Source organism: Streptomyces sp. JJ36, from assembly GCF_021696945.1.
Taxonomy (GTDB): domain Bacteria; phylum Actinomycetota; class Actinomycetes; order Streptomycetales; family Streptomycetaceae; genus Streptomyces.
This window is the reverse complement of sequence record NZ_JACYHE010000006.1, coordinates 117,636-139,506: the sequence shown is the minus strand read 5'-3', so window position 1 is coordinate 139,506 and position 21,871 is coordinate 117,636. Positions and strand designations below refer to the sequence as shown.

General features: G+C 75.9%; 17 protein-coding genes. 5 read left to right on the top strand and 12 right to left on the bottom strand.

What is annotated here, in order from left to right; translation table 11 throughout:
* Window positions 1–161: 161 nt before the first annotated feature.
* The 11 genes from HOY81_RS04390 to HOY81_RS04340 form a co-directional block, all read right to left on the bottom strand.
* Complete coding sequence (locus tag HOY81_RS04390) at window positions 162–881, bottom strand: siderophore-interacting protein (protein WP_237318304.1); 720 nt, start codon at window positions 879–881, stop codon at window positions 162–164.
* Window positions 882–1,211: 330 nt separating this feature from the next.
* On the bottom strand, window positions 1,212–2,198 hold the full coding sequence (egtD, locus tag HOY81_RS04385) for an L-histidine N(alpha)-methyltransferase (RefSeq protein ID WP_237318302.1): 987 nt from the start codon (window positions 2,196–2,198) through the stop codon (window positions 1,212–1,214).
* A complete protein-coding gene (egtC, locus tag HOY81_RS04380; RefSeq protein ID WP_237318300.1) occupies window positions 2,195–3,031 on the bottom strand; it encodes an ergothioneine biosynthesis protein EgtC in 837 nt (278 codons plus the stop codon). Before egtC ends, egtD begins: the two co-directional genes overlap by 4 nt.
* Window positions 3,031–4,488 (bottom strand): ergothioneine biosynthesis protein EgtB, encoded by a 1,458-nt coding sequence (egtB, locus tag HOY81_RS04375; RefSeq protein ID WP_237318298.1) that lies wholly within the window; start codon window positions 4,486–4,488, stop codon window positions 3,031–3,033. Before egtB ends, egtC begins: the two co-directional genes overlap by 1 nt.
* A 137-nt stretch (window positions 4,489–4,625) precedes the next feature.
* Window positions 4,626–5,906: an ergothioneine biosynthesis glutamate--cysteine ligase EgtA gene (egtA, locus tag HOY81_RS04370; protein ID WP_237318296.1), complete on the bottom strand. Its 1,281-nt coding sequence runs from the start codon at window positions 5,904–5,906 to the stop codon at window positions 4,626–4,628.
* Window positions 5,907–6,019: 113 nt separating this feature from the next.
* The gene (locus HOY81_RS04365) at window positions 6,020–6,478 is read right to left on the bottom strand and encodes a hypothetical protein (protein WP_237318293.1); all 459 of its coding nucleotides are present in this window, start codon (window positions 6,476–6,478) and stop codon (window positions 6,020–6,022) included.
* A 207-nt stretch (window positions 6,479–6,685) separates the two neighbouring features.
* The gene (locus HOY81_RS04360) at window positions 6,686–7,012 is read right to left on the bottom strand and encodes a hypothetical protein (RefSeq protein WP_237318291.1); all 327 of its coding nucleotides are present in this window, start codon (window positions 7,010–7,012) and stop codon (window positions 6,686–6,688) included.
* A gap of 85 nt (window positions 7,013–7,097) precedes the next feature.
* Entirely contained in the window at window positions 7,098–8,885 is a 1,788-nt protein-coding gene (locus tag HOY81_RS04355) for a glycoside hydrolase family 3 protein (protein ID WP_237318289.1), read from the bottom strand.
* Window positions 8,886–9,164: 279 nt separating this feature from the next.
* Window positions 9,165–10,559: an FAD-dependent oxidoreductase gene (locus HOY81_RS04350; protein WP_237318287.1), complete on the bottom strand. Its 1,395-nt coding sequence runs from the start codon at window positions 10,557–10,559 to the stop codon at window positions 9,165–9,167.
* 346 nt (window positions 10,560–10,905) lie between these two features.
* A complete protein-coding gene (locus HOY81_RS04345; protein ID WP_237318285.1) occupies window positions 10,906–12,441 on the bottom strand; it encodes an MFS transporter in 1,536 nt (511 codons plus the stop codon).
* A 244-nt stretch (window positions 12,442–12,685) separates the two neighbouring features.
* Window positions 12,686–13,297, bottom strand: coding sequence for a TetR/AcrR family transcriptional regulator (locus HOY81_RS04340; protein ID WP_237318339.1), 612 nt, complete (start codon window positions 13,295–13,297; stop codon window positions 12,686–12,688).
* Between the two features lie 314 nt (window positions 13,298–13,611).
* On the opposite strand from HOY81_RS04340, the gene HOY81_RS04335 reads away from it, so the two are divergent.
* From HOY81_RS04335 to HOY81_RS04315, 5 genes are all read left to right on the top strand, one after another.
* On the top strand, window positions 13,612–14,793 hold the full coding sequence (locus HOY81_RS04335; protein ID WP_237318337.1) for a winged helix DNA-binding domain-containing protein: 1,182 nt from the start codon (window positions 13,612–13,614) through the stop codon (window positions 14,791–14,793).
* A gap of 593 nt (window positions 14,794–15,386) precedes the next feature.
* On the top strand, window positions 15,387–16,403 hold the full coding sequence (locus HOY81_RS04330; protein WP_237318284.1) for an RNA polymerase sigma factor RpoD/SigA: 1,017 nt from the start codon (window positions 15,387–15,389) through the stop codon (window positions 16,401–16,403).
* A 284-nt stretch (window positions 16,404–16,687) separates the two neighbouring features.
* A complete protein-coding gene (locus HOY81_RS04325) occupies window positions 16,688–17,449 on the top strand; it encodes a DeoR/GlpR family DNA-binding transcription regulator (protein WP_237318335.1) in 762 nt (253 codons plus the stop codon).
* Between the two features lie 3 nt (window positions 17,450–17,452).
* Complete coding sequence (gene pfkB, locus HOY81_RS04320; RefSeq protein WP_237318281.1) at window positions 17,453–18,412, top strand: 1-phosphofructokinase; 960 nt, start codon at window positions 17,453–17,455, stop codon at window positions 18,410–18,412.
* The gene (locus tag HOY81_RS04315; protein WP_237318279.1) at window positions 18,409–20,625 is read left to right on the top strand and encodes a fructose-specific PTS transporter subunit EIIC; all 2,217 of its coding nucleotides are present in this window, start codon (window positions 18,409–18,411) and stop codon (window positions 20,623–20,625) included. The genes pfkB and HOY81_RS04315 overlap by 4 nt, the downstream gene beginning before the upstream one ends.
* 65 nt (window positions 20,626–20,690) lie before the next feature.
* On the opposite strand, the gene HOY81_RS04310 is transcribed toward HOY81_RS04315, so the two are convergent.
* Window positions 20,691–21,818: a P1 family peptidase gene (locus tag HOY81_RS04310; protein ID WP_237318277.1), complete on the bottom strand. Its 1,128-nt coding sequence runs from the start codon at window positions 21,816–21,818 to the stop codon at window positions 20,691–20,693.
* Between the last annotated feature and the right edge of the window lie 53 nt (window positions 21,819–21,871).

Here is a 21,871-nt window from a genome sequence, read left to right as displayed (position 1 = left end):
CGCCGCGCCGCCGGGGGTGCCCTGCACCGGGGTGGCTCTCCGGGGCGCTCCTGCGACGGGCTGCTCCGGTGTGGCTTTCTCCGGGGCGCTGTTGCGGGCCGGCTGCTTCGGGGCGGCTCTCCCGGACGCTCCTGCGGACCGGCTGCACCACGGTGGTGCGGTCACTCCGGCCGCCAGTAGCCGAAGGCGTGCAACCGCTGTTTCGGCAGGCCGAGTTGCCTGCGGGCGTGGCCGGCGAGGGCGCGGGTGGTCGTGGTGTCACAGGCGATCCACAGGAAGGCACGGTCGTCCAGGCGCCCGGGCAGCTCCCGCCGCACGGTCTCGGCGAGCAGGGCCCCGCCGTCCCGGCGCGGCACCGGCAGCACCTCGTGGTCCGCCGTGCGGTGCCGCGGGACGCCGTCGGCGTCCCCGGGGTGCGTGGTCTCGAACCAGACGGTGGCCGGTGTGCCCGGCATCGCCTCCAGCAACGAGTCGACGGCGGGCCGGGAGGCCGGGTCGCCGACCACGAGGAGCCGGGAGGGCGGCGGGTCCGGCACGGTGAAGCCGGTGCCCTGGACGGTCGCCTCGATCCGGTCGCCGGGCGCGGCGGCGCGCGCCCAGTCGCTCGCGCGTCCCGGATGCAGGGCGAACTCCATGTGGAAGGTGCCGGCGCCGGGGTCCGGGTCGACCACGGTGTACGCGCGCTGGTGCGGGCGGCCGTCGTCGTCGAACCAGAGCCGTGCCCACATGGTCGGGTGGGTGCCCGTCGCGCGGAGCATGCCCCCGTCGGAGAAGGAGAGCCGGTGAAGCCGCTCGGACACCCGTTCGTTGGAGCGCACGGTGAAGACGAAGTCCTTGCCGCGCAGCAGCTTCAGGGCGACGCCCTGCCAGCCGTGTCCCATGCTGCCCCTCCCGGACGGTGGTTTAGGTAAGCCTAACCTCACACCCCGGCGAGGGGGAGACGGGCCCGGCGCCCGTCTCCCGGGGCGGTACCGCGTGAGCCGGGTGCGCCGCCGCCGGCCGTACGAACGGCCGGTGCCGGACCCGGAGGCGGGCCCGGCACCGGCCGGGGCGGATCGTACGGCGGCAGGGCGCCCGGGGCAGGCGGGCGGACCCGCAGGCCGCCCGGGCCGGTCGCGGCGGCGCCCGGACCGGCGGGCAGGCGGCCGGCGGGTCGGCCGGCCAGGGCCACCGGTCCGGTCACGGTGCCGCGCGACCGGACCGGGCGGTGCTCAGACCGGTTCCGCCAGCAGCAGGGCGAAGCGGTCGCGGTGGTCCGTCCACCAGGCGCGCACCGCAAAGCCGGCGCCCTCCAGCTCGGCGGTGAGCCCGGAGCGGCGGAACTTCACGGAGATCTCGGTGCGCAGGTCCTCGTCCCGGGCGAAGTCCACGGCCAGGTCGAGAGCGGGGAGCTTCACCGTCTGCGGGCGCCGGGAACGCAGCCGCATCTCGACGCGCTCGTCACGGGCGTCCCACACCGCCCGGTGGGCGAAGGCGGAGAGGTCGAAGTCGGCCTCCAGCTCGCGGTTGAGCACCCGCAGGACGTTGAGGTTGAAGTCCGCGGTGACGCCGAGCGCGTCGTCGTAGGCGCGGCGCAGCGTCTCCGGGTCCTTGACCAGGTCGGCACCGAGCAGCAGCGCGTCCCCCGGGGCCATCTCCGCCCGCAGCCCGGCGTGGAAGGCGGCACGCTGCGCCCGGTCCAGGTTGCCGATGGTGGAGCCCAGGAAGGCGACCAGCCGGGGCCCGGAGGCGGCCCGCGGCAGTGCCGGGCCGGCGTCCAGGTCGGTGACGGTGGCCGTCACCCGCAGGTCCGGGTAGGCGCGGCAGAGCGCCGCCCCGGCCTCCTCCAGGGCGTCCCGCGAGACGTCCAGGGGCGCGTACTCCTCCAGCGTCCCCTCGGCGGTGAGCGCGTCCAGCAGCAGCCGGGTCTTCGCCGAGGAGCCGGAGCCCAGCTCGACGAGGGTACGGGCCCGGGTGCGGCGGGCCACCTCGCCGGCCTGCCGGGCGAGGATCTCCCGTTCCGCGCGGGTCGGGTAGTACTCGGGCAGCGTGGTGATCGTCTCGAACAGCCGGCTGCCGCGGGCGTCGTAGAACCACTTGGGCGGCAGCGTCTTGGGCGTGGCGGTGAGGCCCTTCAGCACGTCGGTGTGGAGGGCGTCGGTGAAGTGGTGCTCCGGCAGGCGGTGGTGGAGCGTGAAGCGTTCCGGGGTGGTGTTCATGAGGGGAACGTCCTCTCTGCGACCTCGTACGGGGAGGGGGCGGCGGCCGCGGTCGCGGCGGCCGGTACGGCGGCGCGCGGCCCCGGCGTGAGCGGGGTGATCTCCGCCGTGCCGGGGGTGGCGTGCAGCAGGGAGCGGTCCGGCACGTCCTGCCAGTCGCCGTCGTCGAGGGGTTCGGAGGCGACGACCGTGGACGGCGCGTCGCCGGACGTCGTGCGGTGGCAGAGGGTGTCGCCCCAGCGGACGGCGGTCACCGTACGGCCGTCGGTGAGCAGCAGGTTGAGCCGGCTGCCGGGGCGTACGGCGGCCACCGCGCGCACCACCGCGGCGAGGGCCGCGCCGGGCGGCTCCCCGGCGCCCAGCCGCCGGGCGACCAGCGCCCACAGCAGGGCGGAGTCGCAGTGCGCCTCCAGCCCGAGGAGTTCCTCGGCGGAGACCGGCTCGCCGGTGTCGGCGGGCAGGCGCGTCCAGTCGTCCACGGAGCCGTTGTGGCTGAAGAGCCAGCGTCCGGTGCGGAAGGGGGCGCAGGCGCCCTCGCCCTGGCAGGCGCCGGGGGTGGCGTCCCGTACGGCGGCCAGCACCGCGCCGGAGCGGAGGGTGCGGGCGAGGTCGGGCAGGTTGGGGTCGGCCCAAATGGGCACCGCACGGCGGTAGCGGGCGGGCTCCGGGCCGCCGTCCGGCGGGTACCAGCCGATCCCGAAACCGTCGGCGTTGACCGTGCCGTGCCGCTGCCGGCGCGGCTCCCACGCCTGCCGGTACAGCCCGTGCGGTGGTTCGACGATCTGCTCGGCCAGCGTGCGGACCGGGCCCAGCCGGGCGAGATGACGGCACATCAGACGCTCCCGCCGCCACGCCGCCCGTCCCGGCCGGGCGCTCCGCCGGGGCCGTCCGCGTCGCACGCGGTGCGGAACCCGGCGAAGATCTGCCGCCGGACCGGGAAGTCCCAGTTCCGGAAGGTCGCCCGGCAGGCCACCGGGTCGGTGCCGAAGGACCCGCCGCGCAGCACCTTGTGCGCGCTGCCGAAGAAGACCTCGCTGTACTCCCGGTAGGGGAAGGCCCGGAAGCCCGGGTAGCCGGTGAAGTCGGAGGAGGTCCACTCCCAGACGTCGCCGAGGAGCTGCCGGGCCCCGCAGGGCGCCGCCCCGGTGGCGTACTGCCCGGCCGGCGCGGGCTGGAGGTGGTGCTGTCCGAGGTTGGCCTGGCCCGCGCGCGGGTCCGCGTCGCCCCAGGGGTTCCGCAGCGTCCGGCCGGTCGCCGGGTCGTGGCGTGCGGCCTTCTCCCACTCGGCCTCGGTGGGCAGCCGCCGCCCGGCCCAGCGGGCGTACGCGTCCGCCTCGTACCAGCTCACGTGCAGTACCGGCTCGTCCGGCGGCACCTCCTCCAGCACGCCGAAGCGGCGCCGTACCCAGGTGTCTCCCTCCCGGCGCCAGAAGAGCGGGGCCTCGATGCCCTTGTCCCGGCGGTACTTCCAGCCCTCCGGATGCCACCAGCGCGGGTCCGCGTACCCGCCGTCGGCCAGGAACTCCTGGTAGGCGGCGCAGGTGACCGGGGTGGTGTCCAGCCGGAAGGCCGGGACGGAGACGGTGTGCGCGGGCCGCTCGTTGTCCAGCGCCCACGGGTCGGTGCTGGTGCCCATGGTGAACTCCCCGCCGGGCACCAGGACCTCGCGCGGCAGCCCGTGCGAGGCCGCCCCGGCGGCCGGCGGCCGGGGCGCCTCCAGCACGGCCGGGCCGCGCCGGAGCTGGTGGGTGGCGAGCATGGTCTCGTCGTGCTGCTGCTCGTGCTGGGCGATCATGCCGAAGACGAAGCCGCCCTCGTGCAGCGGGTCACCGGCGAGCGGCGACTCCGCCAGCACCCGCAGCGCCCCGGCGCGGACCTCGGCGAGGTAGGCGCGGGCGGCCTCCGGGCCCAGCAGCGGCAGCTCGGGGCGGTCCGCGCGCGGGTGCCGGAAGGCGTCGTAGAGCGGGTCGAGGTCCCCGCGCAGCGCGGGGCGGCCGCCCGCCTCGCGCAGCAGCCAGATGTCCTCCTGGTTCGCGATGTGCGCCATGTCCCAGACCAGCGGGGACATCAGCGGTGAGTGCTGGGCCGTCAGCCCGGCCTCGTCCAGGCAGTCGGTCAGGGCGTGGGTGCGCAGCCGCGCCCGCTCCAGGGCCGCCGCCGCGTGGTCCGCGGTGCCGGGTGCCGGAGCGGCGTCCGGGGCCGTGCCCGGAGCGCTGCCGGGAGCGGCGGAGGGAGTGCCGGCGGGAGTCGGGGCGGCGGGAGGCGGTGCCGGGTGTCCACGGGGGTTCATGAGGCTCCTTCCAGCGGGTCCTGGGTGTGCGGGGCTGCCTGCCGGGTGCCGGGTCCGGGGCCCCGGGGGAGTCCCGGCTCTGGTGCGGGCCGGTGACCGGGTGCGCGGAGGCGCGTACGGTCACGCGGGCGGGCCCGTCACGGCGCACCCTCCAGCAGGTCCAGGGGCGCGGGTGCGGGGCCCCGGGACGGCGCGTCGGCCCGGTCGTCGGCGGGGCAGCGGCCCCGCAGCGGGTAGCGCTCGGCGTACGAGGCCGCCGCGCGCCACAGACCGGCGGGCACGCCGGGCCGGTCCAGGGCGGTCAGGGCGGCGTCGAAGCAGGCCCGTACGGCCGCGCCGGTGGCGGGGTCGGCGGGGCCGTGGCGGGCGGCGCGGAGCCAGGCGCTCCACGGGGGCGTGGCGCGCCCGCCACGGGTCAGCGGCGCGGTCGCCTCCCACGCCCGCTCGGCGGCCTCCGGGTCGTCCAGCAGCGCGGCCGTCACCAGGAGCGGGACGATCCAGTCGTCGCCCGGCTGGGCGTCGATCATCCGCAGTTCGAGGTGCCCGCGCGGCCGGACCGGGGGGAAGAGCGTCGTCAGGTGGTAGTCCACGTCGGCCAGGGTGGGCGGCCGTTCCGTCCAGCCGCCCCGCAGCCAGGCCCGCAGCGGGAGCCCCGGCGGCGGGGACCAGTCGCCGGCGCCGGGCACGCACATCAGCCGGGCGTCCAGCGCGTACCGCGCCCAGGCGGTACGCGGGCAGCGCCGGGCGCCGAGCGGACGCCGGGTGCGGCCGGGGTCCATCCGGGCCCACACCGCCTGCCGGTAGGAGGCCCAGCCGGTGGGGCGGCCGCGGTGCAGCGGGGAGTTGGCGAAGGCGGCCACCAGCACGGGGCCGAGCCGGTGCGCGAGCAGCCAGCGGAAGCGGTAGCCCGTCACGCCGTCGCTCTCGTCGCCGGCGTCCACACAGACCTGCACCGCGGCGGTGCAGCGCATCATGACCCGGCCCCAGGGACCGTCCCGGTCGAAGTGCGCCTCCATCGCCCGGTAGCGGGGCTGGTCCAGGATGCGGGGCGGGCTGCGGTGGGCGTCCAGCCCGGTGCCGTCCAGGACCAGTCCGGCTCCGGCCAGGTGCCGCCGCAGTACGGCGAGCTCGGCCGCCACCGCCGCCACACAGGCGGCCGGGGAACCGGCCGGGCGGGAGCTGAGCTCGACCTGGCCGCCGGGCTCCAGGGTGATGCGGCCGCCATACGGAAGCCCGCCGCGGGCCGTCAGCGGCGCGAGCGCCGCGTCCAGGCGTGCGGCGGGCACGGGAAGGTGCGGATCCGCGGGGTCGCGCACGAGCCACTCGAGCTCGACCCCGGTGCGCCGGGGCGGACCCGTCTTGAAACAGACGCCGCGGACGTGCCGCTCGGCATCCTCCTCGCCGACCACGGGGTTCATCGTGCTGCCTCCTCGAAGGGCGGTGTCGGTGATCCGCCGCGGTGCCGGGCGACTGCCCGAGGGTGAGGGCGCGGCGCGGCGACCGGTGCGGGATCCGGGGTTCCGGAACGGGTTCAGCGGTTCCGGTCCAGCAGGGTGTACGCGGCGCCGGTCGCCGCGGCGTAGACCACGTGGTGCAGGGCGTCGACGGCCACCTCCCGCGCGCCCCACTGCGTGGCGGGCGGGGACACGTCCAGCGCCGGGAGCATCACCTGCTCGCTGCCCCAGACGAGGCCGAGATGGGCCGCGGAGGCCGCGGCCGGGCCGAGGCCGAGGGAGGCGAGGAGCCCGCGGGCGGCGCCCCAGGCGGTGCCGTAGCCGTAGTGCACGGCCTGGGAGAAGCGCTGTTCGCCCTCCTCGTCCGCCGGGCGGACGCCGAGCAGCTTCCCGGCGGCGTCGGCCGGGCTGCTGCTGCCGCCGCGGCCGCGCACCTTCATCTCGACGGTGCTGCTCACCGTCATGGCCAGCGTGCCGGCCAGTCCGGCGGCCAGCCCGACGCCCACGTCGGCGGCCACGCGCCCCGCTCGTCCCACCGGTCCACCTCCCACCAGAGGGACGTCTCCGCCCCTGGGGGGCGGCGACGTCCCGGCGCACATGTCGCGGGAGCGAGTGACCGCGAGCGGCCTCCCCCAAACGCGGGTCCGCCCGGTGTGGCGCCCATCCGCCCGGCTCAGGGTGGACGGGGATGCCGGGGCGCCGAACGGCGAGGTGGTGGCTCGGGAGCCGCTCAGGGCCGGCGCTCAGAGGCGGGGGAGCGGGGCTCCGCAGCGGGGGCAGGCGGTCGGCGGCGGTGCGTCGGCGAGGCCGCCGCACTCCGGGCAGACGCGGTCGAGCAGGCAGGCCGGCTCGCCGCCCTCGTCCGCGGGAGCGGGGCCCGGGGGCCCGGACGGCGTGGCTGCGGCTGCGGGGGTGCCGGTCGTGGCGGGTGCGGCGGGCGCGGCGGGCGAGGTGTCGCCGGGTGCACCGCCGGCGGGTGCGGCCTCGGCGGGCCCGGACGCTTCCGCGGGGCGGGCGGCCGCCGTACCGGGCCGCGGGGGGTTCCGGTGCTCCGGCTGCTCGGTGCTCATGTCGCCATCATGCCCGGGGCGACCCGGGGCGTCCCCGGTGCGCGGGCGGCCGGGCCCACCCCCAGGGGTCCGGCCGCCCGCGGGCTCAGTAGCTCAGCCCGTGCCCGAACGGGTAGAGCGTGGCCTCCGGGTCGTCCAGAGTCGGCACGGACACCGGCAGCCGGCCGCCCGGGTTCAGCTCGCCGTAGAGCGCCCGCGCCACCGCGTCCAGGGACGGCGCGCCGTAGGAGTAGGTCGCCAGGTAGGCCGGCACCGCGGGGAAGCGCCGGATGTCGTACGGGTTGCGCACCGCGACCGCCACCACCGGCGTGCCGGTCGCCCGCACCGCCTCCACCAGGGCGGCCTGCGCGACGCCGCCCTCGCCCCAGGCCGCCGCCGCGTTGCAGCTGACCACCACCAGGTCGGCGGCGCGGGCCGCGGCCACCGCCTCCTCGATGCGGGCGGCGGACGGCCGGGAGCCGGTCTGAAGCACCTGCGTGGTCTGGCCCGGGTGGTCCTCGATCGCGTCGGCCAGGGTGGCGGTGGTGGTCACGCCCCAGCCGGTCACCAGCACCGACCGCGCGGTGCCCGGGTCCAGCGGCAGCAGCCCGTCCGCGTTCCGCACCAGCGTGACGGTGCGGTCGGTCACGGCGCGGGCGACGGCCCGGTGGCGCCGCCGGCCGGCCACCCGCTCGGCCCGGTCCTCGTCCACGTACGGCCGGAGGAACAGCCCACGGCGCAGCTTGTGCAGCAGCACCCGGCGCACCGAGGCGTCGATGCGCTCCTCGGAGAGCTCGCCCGAGCGCACCGCGTCCAGCACCGCCGCGTACGCCACGTCCGTCTGCGGCGCCAGCACGAGCTGGTCGCAACCCGCCTGCAGCGCCCGTACGGGGGCGACGTCCGGCGGGAACTCGCCGGAGGCGCCGCGCATGTCCAGCGCGTCGGTGACGATCAGCCCCTCGAAGCCCAGCTCCTCGCGGAGCAGTCCGGTGACGATGGGGTGCGACATGGTCGCCGGCACCCCGCTCGGGTCCAGGGCGGGGACGACGATGTGCGCCGTCATGATGGTGTCCACCCCGCGCCGGACGGCCGCGCGGAACGGCGGCAGGTCGATCCGGTCCAGCTCCTCGCGGGTGTGGGTGATCTCGGGCAGGCCGGTGTGCGAGTCGGTGTCGGTGTCCCCGTGCCCCGGGAAGTGCTTGGCGGCGCTGGCGACACGGCCACGGTGGTAGCCGCGCACGGCCGAGGCGACCAGCTCGGCGCAGAGCCCCGGGTCGGAGCCGAACGAACGGACGCCGATGACCGGGTTCTCCGGGTTGATGTTGACGTCGGCGACCGGGGCGTAGTTCTGGTTGATGCCCACGGCGGCGAGTTCGGTGCCGATGACCCGCGCGGAGTCGTGACTGTCGCGGGCCGCGCCGGAGGCGGCCAGCGCCATGTTCCCGGGCATCAGGGTGGCCGGGTCGGTCAGGCGGTAGACGACGCTGCCGCCCTCCTGGTCCACGGAGATGATCAGCGGGAGGCGGCTGGCCCGCTGGAGGCCGTTGGAGAGCCGGGCGATCTGCCGGGGCGCGCGCACGTTGTCCGGCCCGCGCCGCGCGTCGAAGTAGATGACCCCGCCCGGCCGGTACTTCTCCAGCACCTCGGCCGGCGTGTCCACGCCGTAGAGCGAACGGTTCCCCGCATGCACCGTGTCGGCCGCCTGACCGTAGACCTCCAGCACGAAGAGCTGGCCGACCTTCTCCTCCAGCGACATGCCGCGGGTCAGCTCCCCGGCCCGGCGGAGGGCGGCGGGGGTGTCGGGCGGGCTCGCGGCGGCCGCCTGGGCGAAGCCGAGGCCCGCCGCGACGCCGGCGGCGCCGGCCAGGGCCTGTCTGCGCGTGGGCTGCTGCATCCGAACGCTCCTCACATGGACATGGGCGGTGCGGCCACGGGCGTGCCGGTGGGGGCCGGTGCGGGCACGCACCGGCGGGGGCGGCGCCGCGTGGGCCGGCGGGCTGCGGAGACGGCACATCGTTGCAGCGTGCGCGGGCAAGAACCAGACACCGCACGGACCTTTAGTGGTCCAGTCCGGTGACGGGCGTTCAGCAGGCGGACGGGCGAGGGCGGTGGCCGGCCGGCGCGCGCAGGCCCGCCGCCGCGGGGACGTACGCGGGCCGGCCGCCCTCCCCGCTCAGCCGCGGTCGCGCAGGGCGGAGACGGCCTTGCGGGCGGCCACCAGCACCGGGTCCCAGACCGGGGAGAACGGCGGGGCGTACCCGAGGTCCAGCGCGGTCATCTGCTCCGCCGTCATGCCCGCGGTGAGGGCGACCGCCGCGATGTCCACCCGCTTGCCCGCGCCCTCGCGGCCCACGATCTGCACGCCCAGCACCCGGCCCGTGCGCAGCTCCGCCAGCATCTTCACGTGCATCGGCCGGGTGCCCGGGTAGTAGCCGGCCCGGCTGGTCGACTCGATGGTGGCGGTGACGTAGCGCAGCCCGGACTCCCGCGCCTGCCGCTCCAGCAGGCCCGTACGGCCGATCTCCAGGTCGCACACCTTGCTGACCGCGGTGCCCACCACGCCGGGGAAGGTCGCGTAGCCGCCGCCCGCGTTGGTGCCGATGACCTGGCCCTGCTTGTTCGCGTGCGTGCCGAGCGGCAGGTGCCGGGTGCGGCCGGAGACCAGCTCCAGCACCTCCACGCAGTCGCCTCCCGCCCAGACGTTCTCCCGGCCGCGCACCCGCATCGCGAGATCGGTGAGCAGACCGCCGCGCGCGCCCAGCGGCAGCCCGGCGGCCTCCGCCAGGGCGGTCTGCGGACGCACGCCGAGGCCGAGCACCACCAGGTCCGCCGGATACTCCCCCCGCTCGGTGACGACGGAGCGGGCCCGGCCCTGCCCGTCCGTACGCACCTCGGTGACGGACGCGTCCGTCACCACCTCGATGCCGAGCTCGCACATGGCGTCCCGCACCAGCCCGCCCATGTCCGGGTCGAGCGTGGACATCGGCTGCGGGCTGCGGTCCACCACGGTGACCGCGTACCCGCGCCGGACCAGCGCCTCGGACATCTCCACGCCGATGTAGCCCGCACCGACCACCACCGCCCGGCGCTCGTCCTCGGCGCCGCGGTCGCGTTCCCGGCGTTCGAGGTCGTCCAGGAGCGCGCAGCCGTCGTCCAGGGTCTGCACCCCGTGTACCCCCGGTGCGTCGATCCCCGGCAGCGGCGGGCGGCGGGGCACCGCCCCGGTGGCCAGCACCAGCTTGTCGAAGCCCGTCCAGCCCTCCCGGCCGTCCGCGTCCCGGGTGCGGACCCGCTGCCCGTCCAGGTCCAGCTCGGTGACCTCGGTGTGCAGCCGCAGGTCGATGTCGCGGGCCCGGTGCTCCTCGGGCGTCCGGGCGACCAGCGCGTCCCGGGAGTGCACGGCGCCGCCGACCCAGTACGGGATGCCGCAGGCCGAGTAGGAGGTGAAGGCCCCGCGCTCGAAGGCCACGATCTCCAGCTCGTCCGGCTTCCGCAGCCGTCGGGCCTGGGACGCGGCGGACATGCCCGCCGCGTCGCCCCCGACGACCACCATGCGCTCTGCCGCCATCGCTGCTCCGCTCCCCTCCGCCCGGTCCCGCCGGGCCGTCGGTCCTGCGGCCGTGCGGCCGCCCCCTGCGTTCACGCTATGCCGTCCGCGGGCGGGGTGCCCGGTGTTCCGGCCCGGGACGCCGGGTCCGTGGGGGCGGCTGTGGCGGCCGTACGGGCGGCGGGGCGCCGCGCTGCCGGATGCGCGCCGCGTGAGCGCGACAGCGGGGCGCGGTGGGAACGGGCATGCGGCGGGGCCCGTCACTCCCCCCGTAGGAGTGACGGGCCCCGGGTGCGGCCCCCGGACCGGTGCGGTCCGGGGGCCGCTCAGTGCGGCGCGGCAGGGTGCCGTGCGGCGCGGTGCGGCCTCAGTGCATGGCCACGAGAAGCTGCTCGTCCTCGTCGCCCTTGCCGGAACCTTCCGACGGGCCGCCCTCGGCGGCCGGACCGCTCGGCCGGCCGCTGGTGTTGACGCAGAGCACCGCGATCGTGGTGGCCAGCAGCAGGATGCCGACCGCCCACCAGATGGCGACGGTGTAGCCCTCGACCATGCCGCGCAGCTCGACCAGTCGGCGGGCCTGCTCGGAGGCGCCCGCGGCGGCGATGTGGTCGGTCACGTACGCCGTGGTGGCGCTGGCCGCGATGGTGTTGAGCAGCGCGGTGCCGATGGCGCCGCCGACCTGCTGCGAGGTGTTCACCATCGCGGAGGCGACGCCCGAGTCCTGGGGCCGCACGCCGATGGTGGCGAGCGACATGGCCGGCATGAAGGCCGTGCCCATGCCGAGGCCCAGCAGCACCTGCGCGGGAAGGATCAGCGAGAGGTAGGAGCTGTCCATCTCGAGCTGGGTGAGCAGCAGCATGCCGAGCGAGGCCACCACGAAGCCCGGACCCATGAGCAGCCGCGGCCGGACCCGGGTCATCAGCCGGGCGCCGATCTGGGTGGAGCCGGTGATCATGCCGGCGATCATCGGGAGGAAGGCCACCCCGGTCTTGACCGGCGAGTAGCCCTTCACGACCTGGAGGTAGTAGGTCAGGAAGAGGAAGAGGCCGAACATCGCGATGATGGCCAGGCCGAGCGAGGCGTAGACGCCGCCGCGGTTCCGGTCGGTGACCACGCGCAGCGGCAGCAGCGGCGCCCGCACCCGGGACTCGACCGCCACGAAGGCCAGCAGCAACCCGGCGGAGGCGACGAAGAGCGCCACGGTGCCGCCCGCGGTCCACCCGTCGGACTCGGCGCGGGTGAAGCCGTAGACGAGGGAGACCAGGCCCAGCGTGGACAGCACCACGCCCGGGATGTCGAGCGAGGAGGTGTTACGGGCCTCGGCGGGCTCCCGGATCACGGCCAGCGCACCGAGCGCCGCCACCGCGGCGAACGGGATGTTCACATAGAACGTCCAGCGCCAGTCCAGGTACTCGGTGAGCACGCCGCCCAGGATCAGACCGATGGCGCCACCGCCGCCGGCGATCGCACCGTAGATCCCGAACGCCTTGGCGCGCTCCTTGGCGTCGGTGAACATCACGGCGAGCAGGGAGAGTGCGGCGGGCGCGAGCAGCGCGCCGAAGACGCCCTGCAGTCCGCGGGCGCCGAACATCATCGCCGGGTTGGTCGCCGCGCCGCCGAGCGCCGAGGCGGCGGCGAAGCCCACCAGACCCGTGACGAAGGTGCGCTGACGTCCCCACAGGTCCGCGATCCGGCCGCCGAAGAGCAGCAGCCCGCCGAAGGCCAGCGCGTAGGCGGTGATGACCCACTGCTTGTTGGCTTCCGAGATGCCGAGATCGGCCTGGGCGGAGGGAAGAGCGATGTTCACGATGGTGGCGTCGAGGACGACCATCAACTGAGCTATCGCGATGAAGGTCAGCGCTTTCCAGCGCCTCGGGTCGAGTCTGCTCTCGGAATCGGGCATGGCGAAGCCACCTCACGTGCGTACGTACGCTGAAACAGCGGGAATCAGCGGAGAAAACAAAGAAAAATCGGGGTGTCGGGCGAGAGAGGAAGGACGTCGGCAGGTCGGGCGGTCCCGGGCGGGGTCGCGGCCGGTCCGGACGGGTGTTCCGGCCGGCGGTTCCCGCTCGGTTCGGGAGGGTGTTCTGGGTGTTCGTTCTTACGGACGGGCGGGGACGCCGGAACTCATCGGCGGCCCGGCGGGCTCACGCACGCTCGGCCGGCACGGCACTGCTCCTCAGGTCGTCGAAGGTGGCCGCGGAACCGGCCAGGGCGGACCTCGCCGGGGCGCGCAGCCCGTCGAGGAAGATCTGCAGGTGGCGGGAGACGAAGCGCTCGAGCTCCGGGCAGCCGGTGCCGGGCAGCGGCCGGCTCAGCTGACTGAGCGCCACCAGGACGTCCCCGGCCTCGACGTCCTCCCGGAGCCGGCCGGAGCGCCGCCCCCAGTCCATCAGGGAAGCCGTCGCGGCCTCCAGTCGATTTCTGGCGGCCACCATCTCGGGGGCCTCCGGGTCCAGATGGCTGGTGAGCATCGGGCAGAGGGCGCCGATCCGTTCGTCCGCCGCGTCGAAGACGAAGCGGCGGAGCGCGGCGAAGGCTTCGTCCTCCTCGGCCAGCGCCGCCTCGGCCCGGGCGCAGACCCGGTCCGTCACGGCCAGCACGACGTGGTGCACCAGGGCGGAGCGGTCCGGGAAGTGCCGGTAGAGCGTGGCGTTGCCCACCCCGGCGTCGCGGGCGATGTCGTCGAGCGGCGCCTCGGGGCCGTGCTGCACGAAGGCCTCCCGTGCGGCGTCCACGATCCGCTCGCGGTTCCGCAGGGCGTCCGCGCGGAGCCGGGGGCCGGCGCCGGTCGTGCCGGCGGTGCCGGTGGCGCAGCCGACGGTCGCGGGGGTGGTGGTCCGCACTGCGCGCTCCTCTCGTCGTCGCGGCAACCGGGGAATCACTCCCCGGTCCGTGGATGCCTGTGTAAACGGGGACGCTCTCCCCGGATATTTCCGTTGACTTGTGTGACGCGGCTCACAGTGTGGGCTCCACGCGTGAAGGCCGCCCCGAGGCCGGACGAGAACGAGCCTGACAGCCGTTGCGGACAGTCAGCGTCCTCAATGCGGCCTAGGTTGCTCCCGTGACGACAGTGACGCTCACCCCGGCCCAGCGCCGGGCCCGCCTCGGGCACCGGCACCTCCTCGTCCCCGCCGCGCGCGCCGGCACCTCGGAGGAGGTGGCCCACGCCCTGCTCGGACTGCACGCCACCGACTCCGCCACGGTGGCCCTCAGCGCGTACGCGCGGCTCGCCGACCCCCGGCTCGCCGACCTGGAGCGTGCCCTCTACGAGGACGGCACGCTGCTGCGGATGCACTGCATGCGCCGCACCCTCTTCGCCGTCCCGACCACGCTGGTGCCGGTCCTCCACCACTCCACCACCCGCAAGGTCGCCGCCCGTGAGCGCGCCGGCCTGCTGAAACTCCTCGCCACGGCAGAACCGCCGCTGGACGCGGCCTGGCTCGCCCGCGCCGAGGAGGAGGCGCTGGCCGTGCTGCGCAGGCTCGGCGAGGCCGGCGCCTCGGAGATCACCGACCACGCCCCGCTTCTCCAGCAGAAGCTGGTCCTCGCGCCCGGCAAGCGCTACCAGGCCACCCAGCGCGCCGGCGGCTGGGTGCTGCGCCTGCTCGCCATGGACGGCCGGGTGCGGCGTGGCCGGCCGCTCGGCGGCTGGACCTCGGGCCGCTTCCGGTACCGGGAGGCGCCCCCGATGCCCGACGCCGACCCCGAGGCGGCCCGGGCCGAGGTGGTACGGCGCTGGCTGCGCTCGTACGGGCCCGGTACCACCGACGACGTGAAGTGGTGGACCGGCTGGACGGTCACCGAGACGCGCCGGGCGCTCGGTGCGGCCGGCGCCGTGGCGGTGGATCTGGCCGAGGGACCGGGCTGGGTCCTGCCGGACGACCTGGCGGAGGCGTCCGGGGAGCGCACGGAGGGGGAGGACTGGGTCGCGCTGCTGCCGGGACTGGACCCCACCACCATGGGCTGGAGGCACCGCGACTGGTATCTCGATCCCGCCCACCGGGCCGGGCTCTTCGACACCAACGGGAACGCCGGGCCGACGGTCTGGCGGAACGGCGAGATCATCGGCGGCTGGGCCTGCCGCCCGGACGGCGAGATCGTCTGGCGGCTGCTCACGGACCGCGGGGCCGCGGCGAGGGTGGCGGTGGCGGCCGAGGCCGCGCGGCTCCAGGAGTGGCTGGGGGAGAACCGTTTCGCGCCCGCCTTCCCGACGCCGCTGGCCACCGAACTGGTCCGCGGCGAACGGGGCTGAGGCACGCCCCTCGCCCGGCGTGCGGGGGCCGGGGTGTGAGGGGCCTCGCGTTCGAGGGCGCCCCGGGCATGCCGGGCCCGGGTATGAGGGGCAGGTGCCCCGGGCATGCGGGGTGCCACGGGGGTGCGACGGTGCACTCGGGATTTTTCCGGCACCCCGGGGCGTTCTTCCCTTGTCCGTACCCACGGCGGGGAGGTGGTCCGCCCGCCCGGGGGCAACCACGGGGCGGCGCCTGTCGTCCTCAGGGGAGAGAGCGGCAGCGGCGGCGCCCTCTCCGGGGCGGGGGAGGGCCCGGGCGGCCGTACGGCGACACCGTGGTCGCTCGCGAGCCGGCGGGGAGGGTGACCCTCCGTGCAGGCGCCCTGGTGGCAGCGGCCGCCGGGAGCGGCGCCACGCCCGGCCGGACACTTCCCCCGACGTGTGGCGGAGCAGGGTACTGCAAGATCGCAAAAAATGATGAGCGATGTGGGAATTCTGTCCGGATTCCCGTCGTTGTTTCCTTCGGAAGCGGGCACTCGGCAGATACGCAAGCGGCCAGACGAGTGACCACTCCGAGCCACCGACCAGTTTGTAGACCACGCAAGGGAGCACGCATGGCAACCCGTGCCGTCGCCCGTCGTCCGGACTCCGACACCGGGGTCACAGACACGGCAAGCAGTGTTCGCGCCGCAGGCGGCGAAGTCGCGGACCGCGACCTGGTCGGCATGTATCTCGACGAGATCGCCCGTACGCCGTTGCTGGACGCCGCCAAGGAGGTCGAGCTCTCGCTCGACATCGAGGCGGGCGTCTACGCCCGGCGGATACTGGACGGTCTCGAGGAAAGCCCGTCCGAGGACTCCCCGAGCGCGAGCGCGACCCGTGAGGAGCTGGAGGCGATCGTGGCCCAGGGCGAGCGGGCCAAGGACGTCTTCATCCGTTCCAACCTCCGGCTGGTCGTCGCCGTGGCCCGGCGGTACCCGCGTAGCGGGCTGCCCCTGCTGGACCTGATCCAGGAGGGCAACGCCGGCTTGGTCCGCGCGGTCGAGAAGTTCGACTACAAGAAGGGCTTCAAGTTCTCCACCTACGCCACGTGGTGGATCCGCCAGGCCATCACCCGGTCGATCGCCGACCAGTCGCGCACCATCCGGCTCCCCGTCCACCTGGTGGAGGAACTGGGCCGGATCCGGCGCGTGCAGCGGGAGTTCAACCGCGAGCACGGCCGTGACCCGGAGCCCGCGGAGGTCGCGGCGGAGCTGGACTCCACCCCGGAGCGCGTCACCGACGTGCTGGACTGGGCGCGCGACCCGGTCAGCCTCAACATGTCCGTCGACGACGAGGGTGAGACCCAGTTCGGGGACCTGCTGGAGGACACCTCGGCCGACTCTCCCGAACAGTCCGTGCTCACGTTGCTGCGGCGGGAGGAACTGGACGGGCTCATCGGCCGGCTCGACAACCGCACGGCGTCCATCATCAAGGCGCGGTACGGCATGGTCGACGGCCGGGAGCGCACCCTGACCGAGGTCGGCAAGCAGCACGGCCTCACCCGGGAGCGGATCCGGCAGATCGAGAAGCACGCCCTGCTGGAGCTGAAGAAGCTCGCCCGCGACACGGGCTTCGACGCCGCGGCGTGACGCCCGCCGGCGGGCCCTCCCGCCGGCAACCGGCCGTGCCCCGGCGCCGCAGTACCGGGAGTACCCCGGAACCACGGAACAGAGCCCCGGCTCCCACGGAGCCGGGGCTCCGTGCTGTCCGGGCGGGCGGGTCCGGGCGCATCCGGGCACACCCGGGCGGAAACGGACTCCGCTCTCCGCTCCTCTCTCCAGTTCGCATGCCCGAACGTGTTTACTTTCCCGACACGTCGGCGTAGCTTGCCGCGTAGTCCACAGGAGCGGGCATGGAACGGACCCAAAACCACATGTATGCACCCGAGCGTCAACAGGAGATCCTCCGCCGCGCCCACGAGAGCGGCCGGGTGGAGGTGCTGTCCCTCGCCGCCGAGTTCGAGGTGACCGCCGAGACGGTACGGCGCGACCTCAAGGCACTCGACCGCGCGGGGCTGCTGCGCCGGGTGCACGGCGGCGCCATCCCCGCCGGCCGGCTCGACTTCGAGCCGGACCTGAGCGAGCGGGAGACCACGGCCCAGGACGAGAAGGACCGCATCGCCCACGCCGCGGTGGAGGAACTGCCCGCCGACGGCAGCGTCCTGCTCGACGCGGGCACCACCACCGCGCGACTCGCCGCGGCGCTGCCCGTCGACGCCTCGCTGACCGTCCTCACCCACGCGCTCCCGCTCGCCGCACGCCTCGCCGACCACCCCGGCATCGACCTGCACATCGTCGGCGGCCGGGTACGGCACCGCACCCGCGCCGCGGTCGACGCCTGGGCCCTGCGCACCTACGGCGAGATCAACGCGGACGTCGTCTTCCTCGCCACCAACGGCTTCTCCGCCGACGACGGGCTGACCACCCCGGACCTCGCGGAGGCCGCCGTGAAACGGGCCCTGACGGCCGCGGCCCGCCGGGTCGTCCTGCTCGCCGACTCCGGCAAGCTCGGGCAGGCGCACTTCGCCCGCTTCGGCTCGCTCGCCGACGTCGACCTGCTCATCACCGACACCGGCCTCGACCCGGCGGACGCGCGTGCCATCGAACACCTCGGCACCCACGTCAGGCGGGTGTGAAGGATGCCCGTGCTGACCGTCACCCCCAATCCCAGTCTCGACCGCACCTACGAGATCCCGGCGCTGCGCCGGGGCACCGTGCACCGCGCCCCGGCGGACCGGGTCGACCCCGGCGGCAAGGGCGTCAACGTCTCCCGGGCCGTGGCCGCCGCCGGCCGCCGCACCGTGGCGGTGCTGCCACTCGGCGGTCCCGAGGGCGCCCTGCTCGCGCAGTTGCTCGGCGAGCTCGGCATCGAGGTGGCCGGGGTGCCCGTGCGGGGTTCCACCCGGGTGAACGTGGCGCTCGCCGAGCCCGACGGGGCGCTGACCAAGATCAACGCGGCCGGTCCGGAGCTCACCCCGCGGGAGGCCGAGGCGCTGCTGCGGACCGTGCACACCCAGGCCGAGGCGTCCGAGGCCGGCTGGATCGCCTGCTGCGGCAGCCTCCCGCCCGGCCTCGCGCCGGACTGGTACGCCGAGCTGGTCTCCCGGGTGCACCGGGCCGGCGCCCGCATCGCCCTCGACACTTCCGGCCCGGCCCTCACCGCCGCGCTCGGCGCGGGCCCGGACGTGGTGAAGCCCAACGCGGACGAGCTGGCCCAGGCCGTCGGCCGCCCTCTCGCGACCGTCGGGGACGCCGCCAAGGCCGCCGAGGATCTGCGGACCTCCGGCGCCAAGGCCGTGCTCGCCAGCCTCGGTGCGGTGGGCCAGCTCCTGCTGGACTCCAGCGGCCTGTACTTCGCCGACGCCTCCGCCGGCGTCGTACGCAGCGATGTCGGCGCGGGTGACGCCTCGCTCGCCGGCTTCCTCACCGCGGGCGGCGGCGGGCCCGAGGCGCTCGCCTCCGCCGTCGCCCACGGGGCAGCCGCCGTCCGGCTGCCCGGCAGCGGCATGCCCACCCCCGCCGACCTCGCCCCCGACGCGGTCACCGTCACCACCGAGGTGCCGCTGGATCTCCCCCTCTCCCACGGAGCCCCGCGATGAACCAGTTGATCAACACGGACCTGGTCGTCCTCGACCTCTCCGCACCCACCAAGGACGCCGCCGTCGGCGCGCTCGCGGAACGCATGGCCGCCGCGGGCCGCGCTACCGACCTCGACGGGCTCCTCGCCGACGTGGCCGCCCGCGAGGCGCAGATGCCCACCGGGCTGGAGGGCGGCATCGGCATACCCCACTGCCGGACCGCGCACGTCACCGCGCCGACGCTCGCCTTCGCCCGCGCGGCCACGCCCGTCGACTTCGGCGCCCCCGACGGCCCGGCCGACCTGATCTTCCTGATCGCCGCGCCGGACGGCGCGGACGGCGACCACCTCTCCATCCTCTCCACGCTGGCCCGGCGGCTGATGGACCCGGACTTCACCGAGGCACTGCGCACCGCCACCGACCCGGCGGCCGCCGCCGACCTGATCCGCGGCGCGGACGCCTCCCCGCCCGCGGAGGAGGCCGCAGCGGAGGCGGCCGAAGACGCGGAGCCGGGCCCGGCGACGACGGCGTCCCTCGCCGCCGGCGAGGGCGACCGGGCTCCCGGCGCGGCGGCCGGGGCGGGTGCCGCGAGCGGCGCGGCTCCCGCGGACACGGTGAAGACCCCCGGCACCCGGCACGCCGGGGACGCCGAGGCCACCGCCCGGACCGCGGACGCACCGACCGGCGGCGGCAAGCGCCCCGCGGAGGCGGCGGCCGCTCCCGCGGAAGGGGCGGCCGGCGGTCCGGAGCCCTTCCGGATCGTCGCCGTCACCTCCTGCCCCACCGGCATCGCGCACACCTACATGGCGGCGGAGTCGCTGGAGCGGGCGGCGGCCGAGGCGGGCGCCGAGATCGTCGTGGAGACCCAGGGATCGGCCGGCTTCGAACGGCTGGACCCCGCCACGATCGCCGCCGCCGACGGCGTGATCCTCGCCCACGACGTCGAGGTGCGGGAACAGGAGCGGTTCGCGGGCAAGCCCACGGTGGACGTCGGCGTGAAGGCCGCCATCAACCGGCCCGGCGAGCTCGTCGCCGAGGTCCGGGGACGCGCCTCCCGCGGCGAGACCACCGCGGGAGCGCCTGCCGCCCCGATGGACGCAGCCGGCTCCTCCGGCGACGGCTACGGCACCCGCCTGCGGAAGTGGCTGATGACCGGCGTCAGCTACATGGTGCCCTTCGTCGCCGCGGGCGGACTGCTGATCGCCCTGGCCTTCGCCCTCGGCGGCTACGAGATCAACGAGGCCCCGTCCGTGGCCGAGCACTTCTCCTGGACGGAGGCGGAGAGCTGGGCCGCCCTGCTCTTCCAGACCGGCGGCCTCGCCTTCGGCTTCCTCATCCCCGTGCTCGCCGGCTACATCGCCTACGGCATGGCGGACCGGCCCGGCCTGGTCCCCGGCTTCGTCGGCGGCGCCGTCGCCGGCACCATCGAGGCCGGCTTCCTCGGTGGCCTCGCCGCGGGCCTGCTCGCCGGGGCCGTGGTGATGGCGGTGCAGCGGGTGCGCGTCCCGGCGGTGCTGCGCGGCATCATGCCCGTGGTCGTCATCCCGCTGGTGTCCTCCGCGGTCGTCGGTGTGCTGATGTTCGTCGTGGTCGGCAAGCCCATCGCCTCCGCCCAGCGGGCCATGACCGACTGGCTCGGCGGGCTGACCGGCGCCAACGCGGTGCTGCTCGGGGCGCTGCTCGGCCTCATGATGTGCTTCGACCTGGGTGGCCCGGTCAACAAGGTCGCCTACGCCTTCGCCACCGGGGGCATCGCCACCGCCGACCCGGGCCAGGGCAGCCTGAAGGTGATGGCGGCCGTGATGGCCGCCGGTATGGTGCCCCCGCTGGCGATGGCCCTGGCCACCACCGTGCGGAGCAAGCTCTTCGACCGGGCCGAGCGGGAGAACGGCAAGGCCGCCTGGGTCCTCGGCGCCTCCTTCATCACCGAGGGCGCCATCCCGTTCGCCGCCGCCGACCCGCTGCGGGTCATCCCGTCCGCGATGGCGGGCGGCGCCGTCACGGGCGCGCTCTCCATGGCCTTCGGGAGCACCCTGCGGGCTCCGCACGGCGGGGTCTTCGTGGTCCCGCTGATCGGCCAGCCGCTGCTCTACCTGCTCGCGGTCGCGGTGGGTACGGCCGTGTCCACCGTGCTCGTCGTGGTGCTCAAGGGCACCCGGGGCGCCGCACGCCGCACCAGCGGGGCGCAGGCCCGCCCGGCCGAGCAGGAGGCCGGCGTGCCGGTGGCCGCCTGAGCACCCGCCTGAGCACCCGCCCGGGGCGCGGCACCGCCCCGGGCGGGCCGCACCGGCGGCGCCCGTCAGGCGGGCCGGTAGAGATCGCGGTACGCGGGGAAGACGCCGCCGGGCCCGTCCACCGACTCCGCGGACAGCACCGCACGGACCACCGCCCGGGTCAGCGCGTCCGCACCGGCGGCCAGCACCTCGTTGAGCTCCGCGTCCTCCACCGTGCGGGTGCCGGTGCTCAGGGCGAAGACGGTGTCCCCGTCGTGCAGCAGGTGCACCGGGCGCACCGCCCGCGCCAGCCCGTCGTGGGCCGTGCCGGCCAGCTTCTGCGCCTGCGCGCGGGTCAGCTCCGCGTCCGTCGCCACCACGGCGAGCGTGGTGTTCAGCGGGGGACCGGCGGCGGTCGCGGAGCGCCGCACGGACTCCTCCTGCGCCGCCTCCAGCGCCCGTCGGGCCTCCGCGTGCACCGCGGGATCCGGGATCTCCGGCCGGCCCTCCCACCAGGAGCCGTAGAGCGCGCCCGTCTGGGGATGCAGCACCGAACCCGCCGCGTTCACCACCGCGAGTGCGCCGACCGTGACCCGCGAGGGGAGCCGGACACTCGCCGAACCGACCCCGCCCTTGAGCCCGCCGGCCACCGCGCCCGTGCCCGCGCCGACGTTCCCCTGCGGGACCGGATCCGCCGCAGCCGGGCCCGTCGGGCCCGCCGGGCCACTCGAAGAGGCGGCACCGGCCGATGACGCCGGAGCGGCAGAAGCCCCGGCCGCCTTCCCGGACGCCTCCGCGGCCTCCGCCGCCGCACGGCCCAGGGCGGCGTCCGGACGTGCCCGCCACGCCCCGCCGCGGCCCAGATCGAACAGGCAGGCGGCGGGCACCACCGGGACGACGTGAGCCGGATGCGGCCCCACCCGGAACCCGCGACGCCTCTCCTCGAGCCACTCCGCCACGCCCGTGGCGGCGTCCAGCCCGTAGGCGCTGCCGCCCGTCAGGACCACCGCCTCCACCCGCTGCACCAGGTTCCGCGGGTCCAGCGCGTCCGTCTCGCGGGTGCCTGGACCGCCGCCCCGCACGTCGACCGCGGCCACCGCCCCACCCTCGGGCGCCAGCACCACCGTCGTTCCCGTCAGCCAGCCGTCCCCGGTCCGCTGGGCGTGCCCGACGAGCAGCCCCCGCACATCCGTCAAGGAGTCCATGGAGCCCATGGATACCAGGCGCGGCACCGGCCCGGGGGCCGGACCGGCGGCCACCGGGCGGC

Excerpts from the sequence above, each read along its gene's own strand:
- HOY81_RS04310 (WP_237318277.1), bottom strand. The coding sequence starts at position 21,818 with ATGGGCTCCATGGACTCCTTGACGGATGTGCGGGGGCTGCTCGTCGGG.
- pfkB (WP_237318281.1), top strand. The coding sequence starts at position 17,453 with ATGCCCGTGCTGACCGTCACCCCCAATCCCAGTCTCGACCGCACCTAC.
- HOY81_RS04345 (WP_237318285.1), bottom strand. The coding sequence starts at position 12,441 with ATGCCCGATTCCGAGAGCAGACTCGACCCGAGGCGCTGGAAAGCGCTG.
- HOY81_RS04350 (WP_237318287.1), bottom strand. The coding sequence starts at position 10,559 with ATGGCGGCAGAGCGCATGGTGGTCGTCGGGGGCGACGCGGCGGGCATG.
- HOY81_RS04330 (WP_237318284.1), top strand. The coding sequence starts at position 15,387 with ATGGCAACCCGTGCCGTCGCCCGTCGTCCGGACTCCGACACCGGGGTC.
- HOY81_RS04390 (WP_237318304.1), bottom strand. The coding sequence starts at position 881 with ATGGGACACGGCTGGCAGGGCGTCGCCCTGAAGCTGCTGCGCGGCAAG.
- HOY81_RS04315 (WP_237318279.1), top strand. The coding sequence starts at position 18,409 with ATGAACCAGTTGATCAACACGGACCTGGTCGTCCTCGACCTCTCCGCA.
- egtC (WP_237318300.1), bottom strand. The coding sequence starts at position 3,031 with ATGTGCCGTCATCTCGCCCGGCTGGGCCCGGTCCGCACGCTGGCCGAG.
- egtB (WP_237318298.1), bottom strand. The coding sequence starts at position 4,488 with ATGAACCCCCGTGGACACCCGGCACCGCCTCCCGCCGCCCCGACTCCC.
- HOY81_RS04360 (WP_237318291.1), bottom strand. The coding sequence starts at position 7,012 with ATGAGCACCGAGCAGCCGGAGCACCGGAACCCCCCGCGGCCCGGTACG.
- HOY81_RS04355 (WP_237318289.1), bottom strand. The coding sequence starts at position 8,885 with ATGCAGCAGCCCACGCGCAGACAGGCCCTGGCCGGCGCCGCCGGCGTC.
- HOY81_RS04325 (WP_237318335.1), top strand. The coding sequence starts at position 16,688 with ATGTATGCACCCGAGCGTCAACAGGAGATCCTCCGCCGCGCCCACGAG.
- egtA (WP_237318296.1), bottom strand. The coding sequence starts at position 5,906 with ATGAACCCCGTGGTCGGCGAGGAGGATGCCGAGCGGCACGTCCGCGGC.
- egtD (WP_237318302.1), bottom strand. The coding sequence starts at position 2,198 with ATGAACACCACCCCGGAACGCTTCACGCTCCACCACCGCCTGCCGGAG.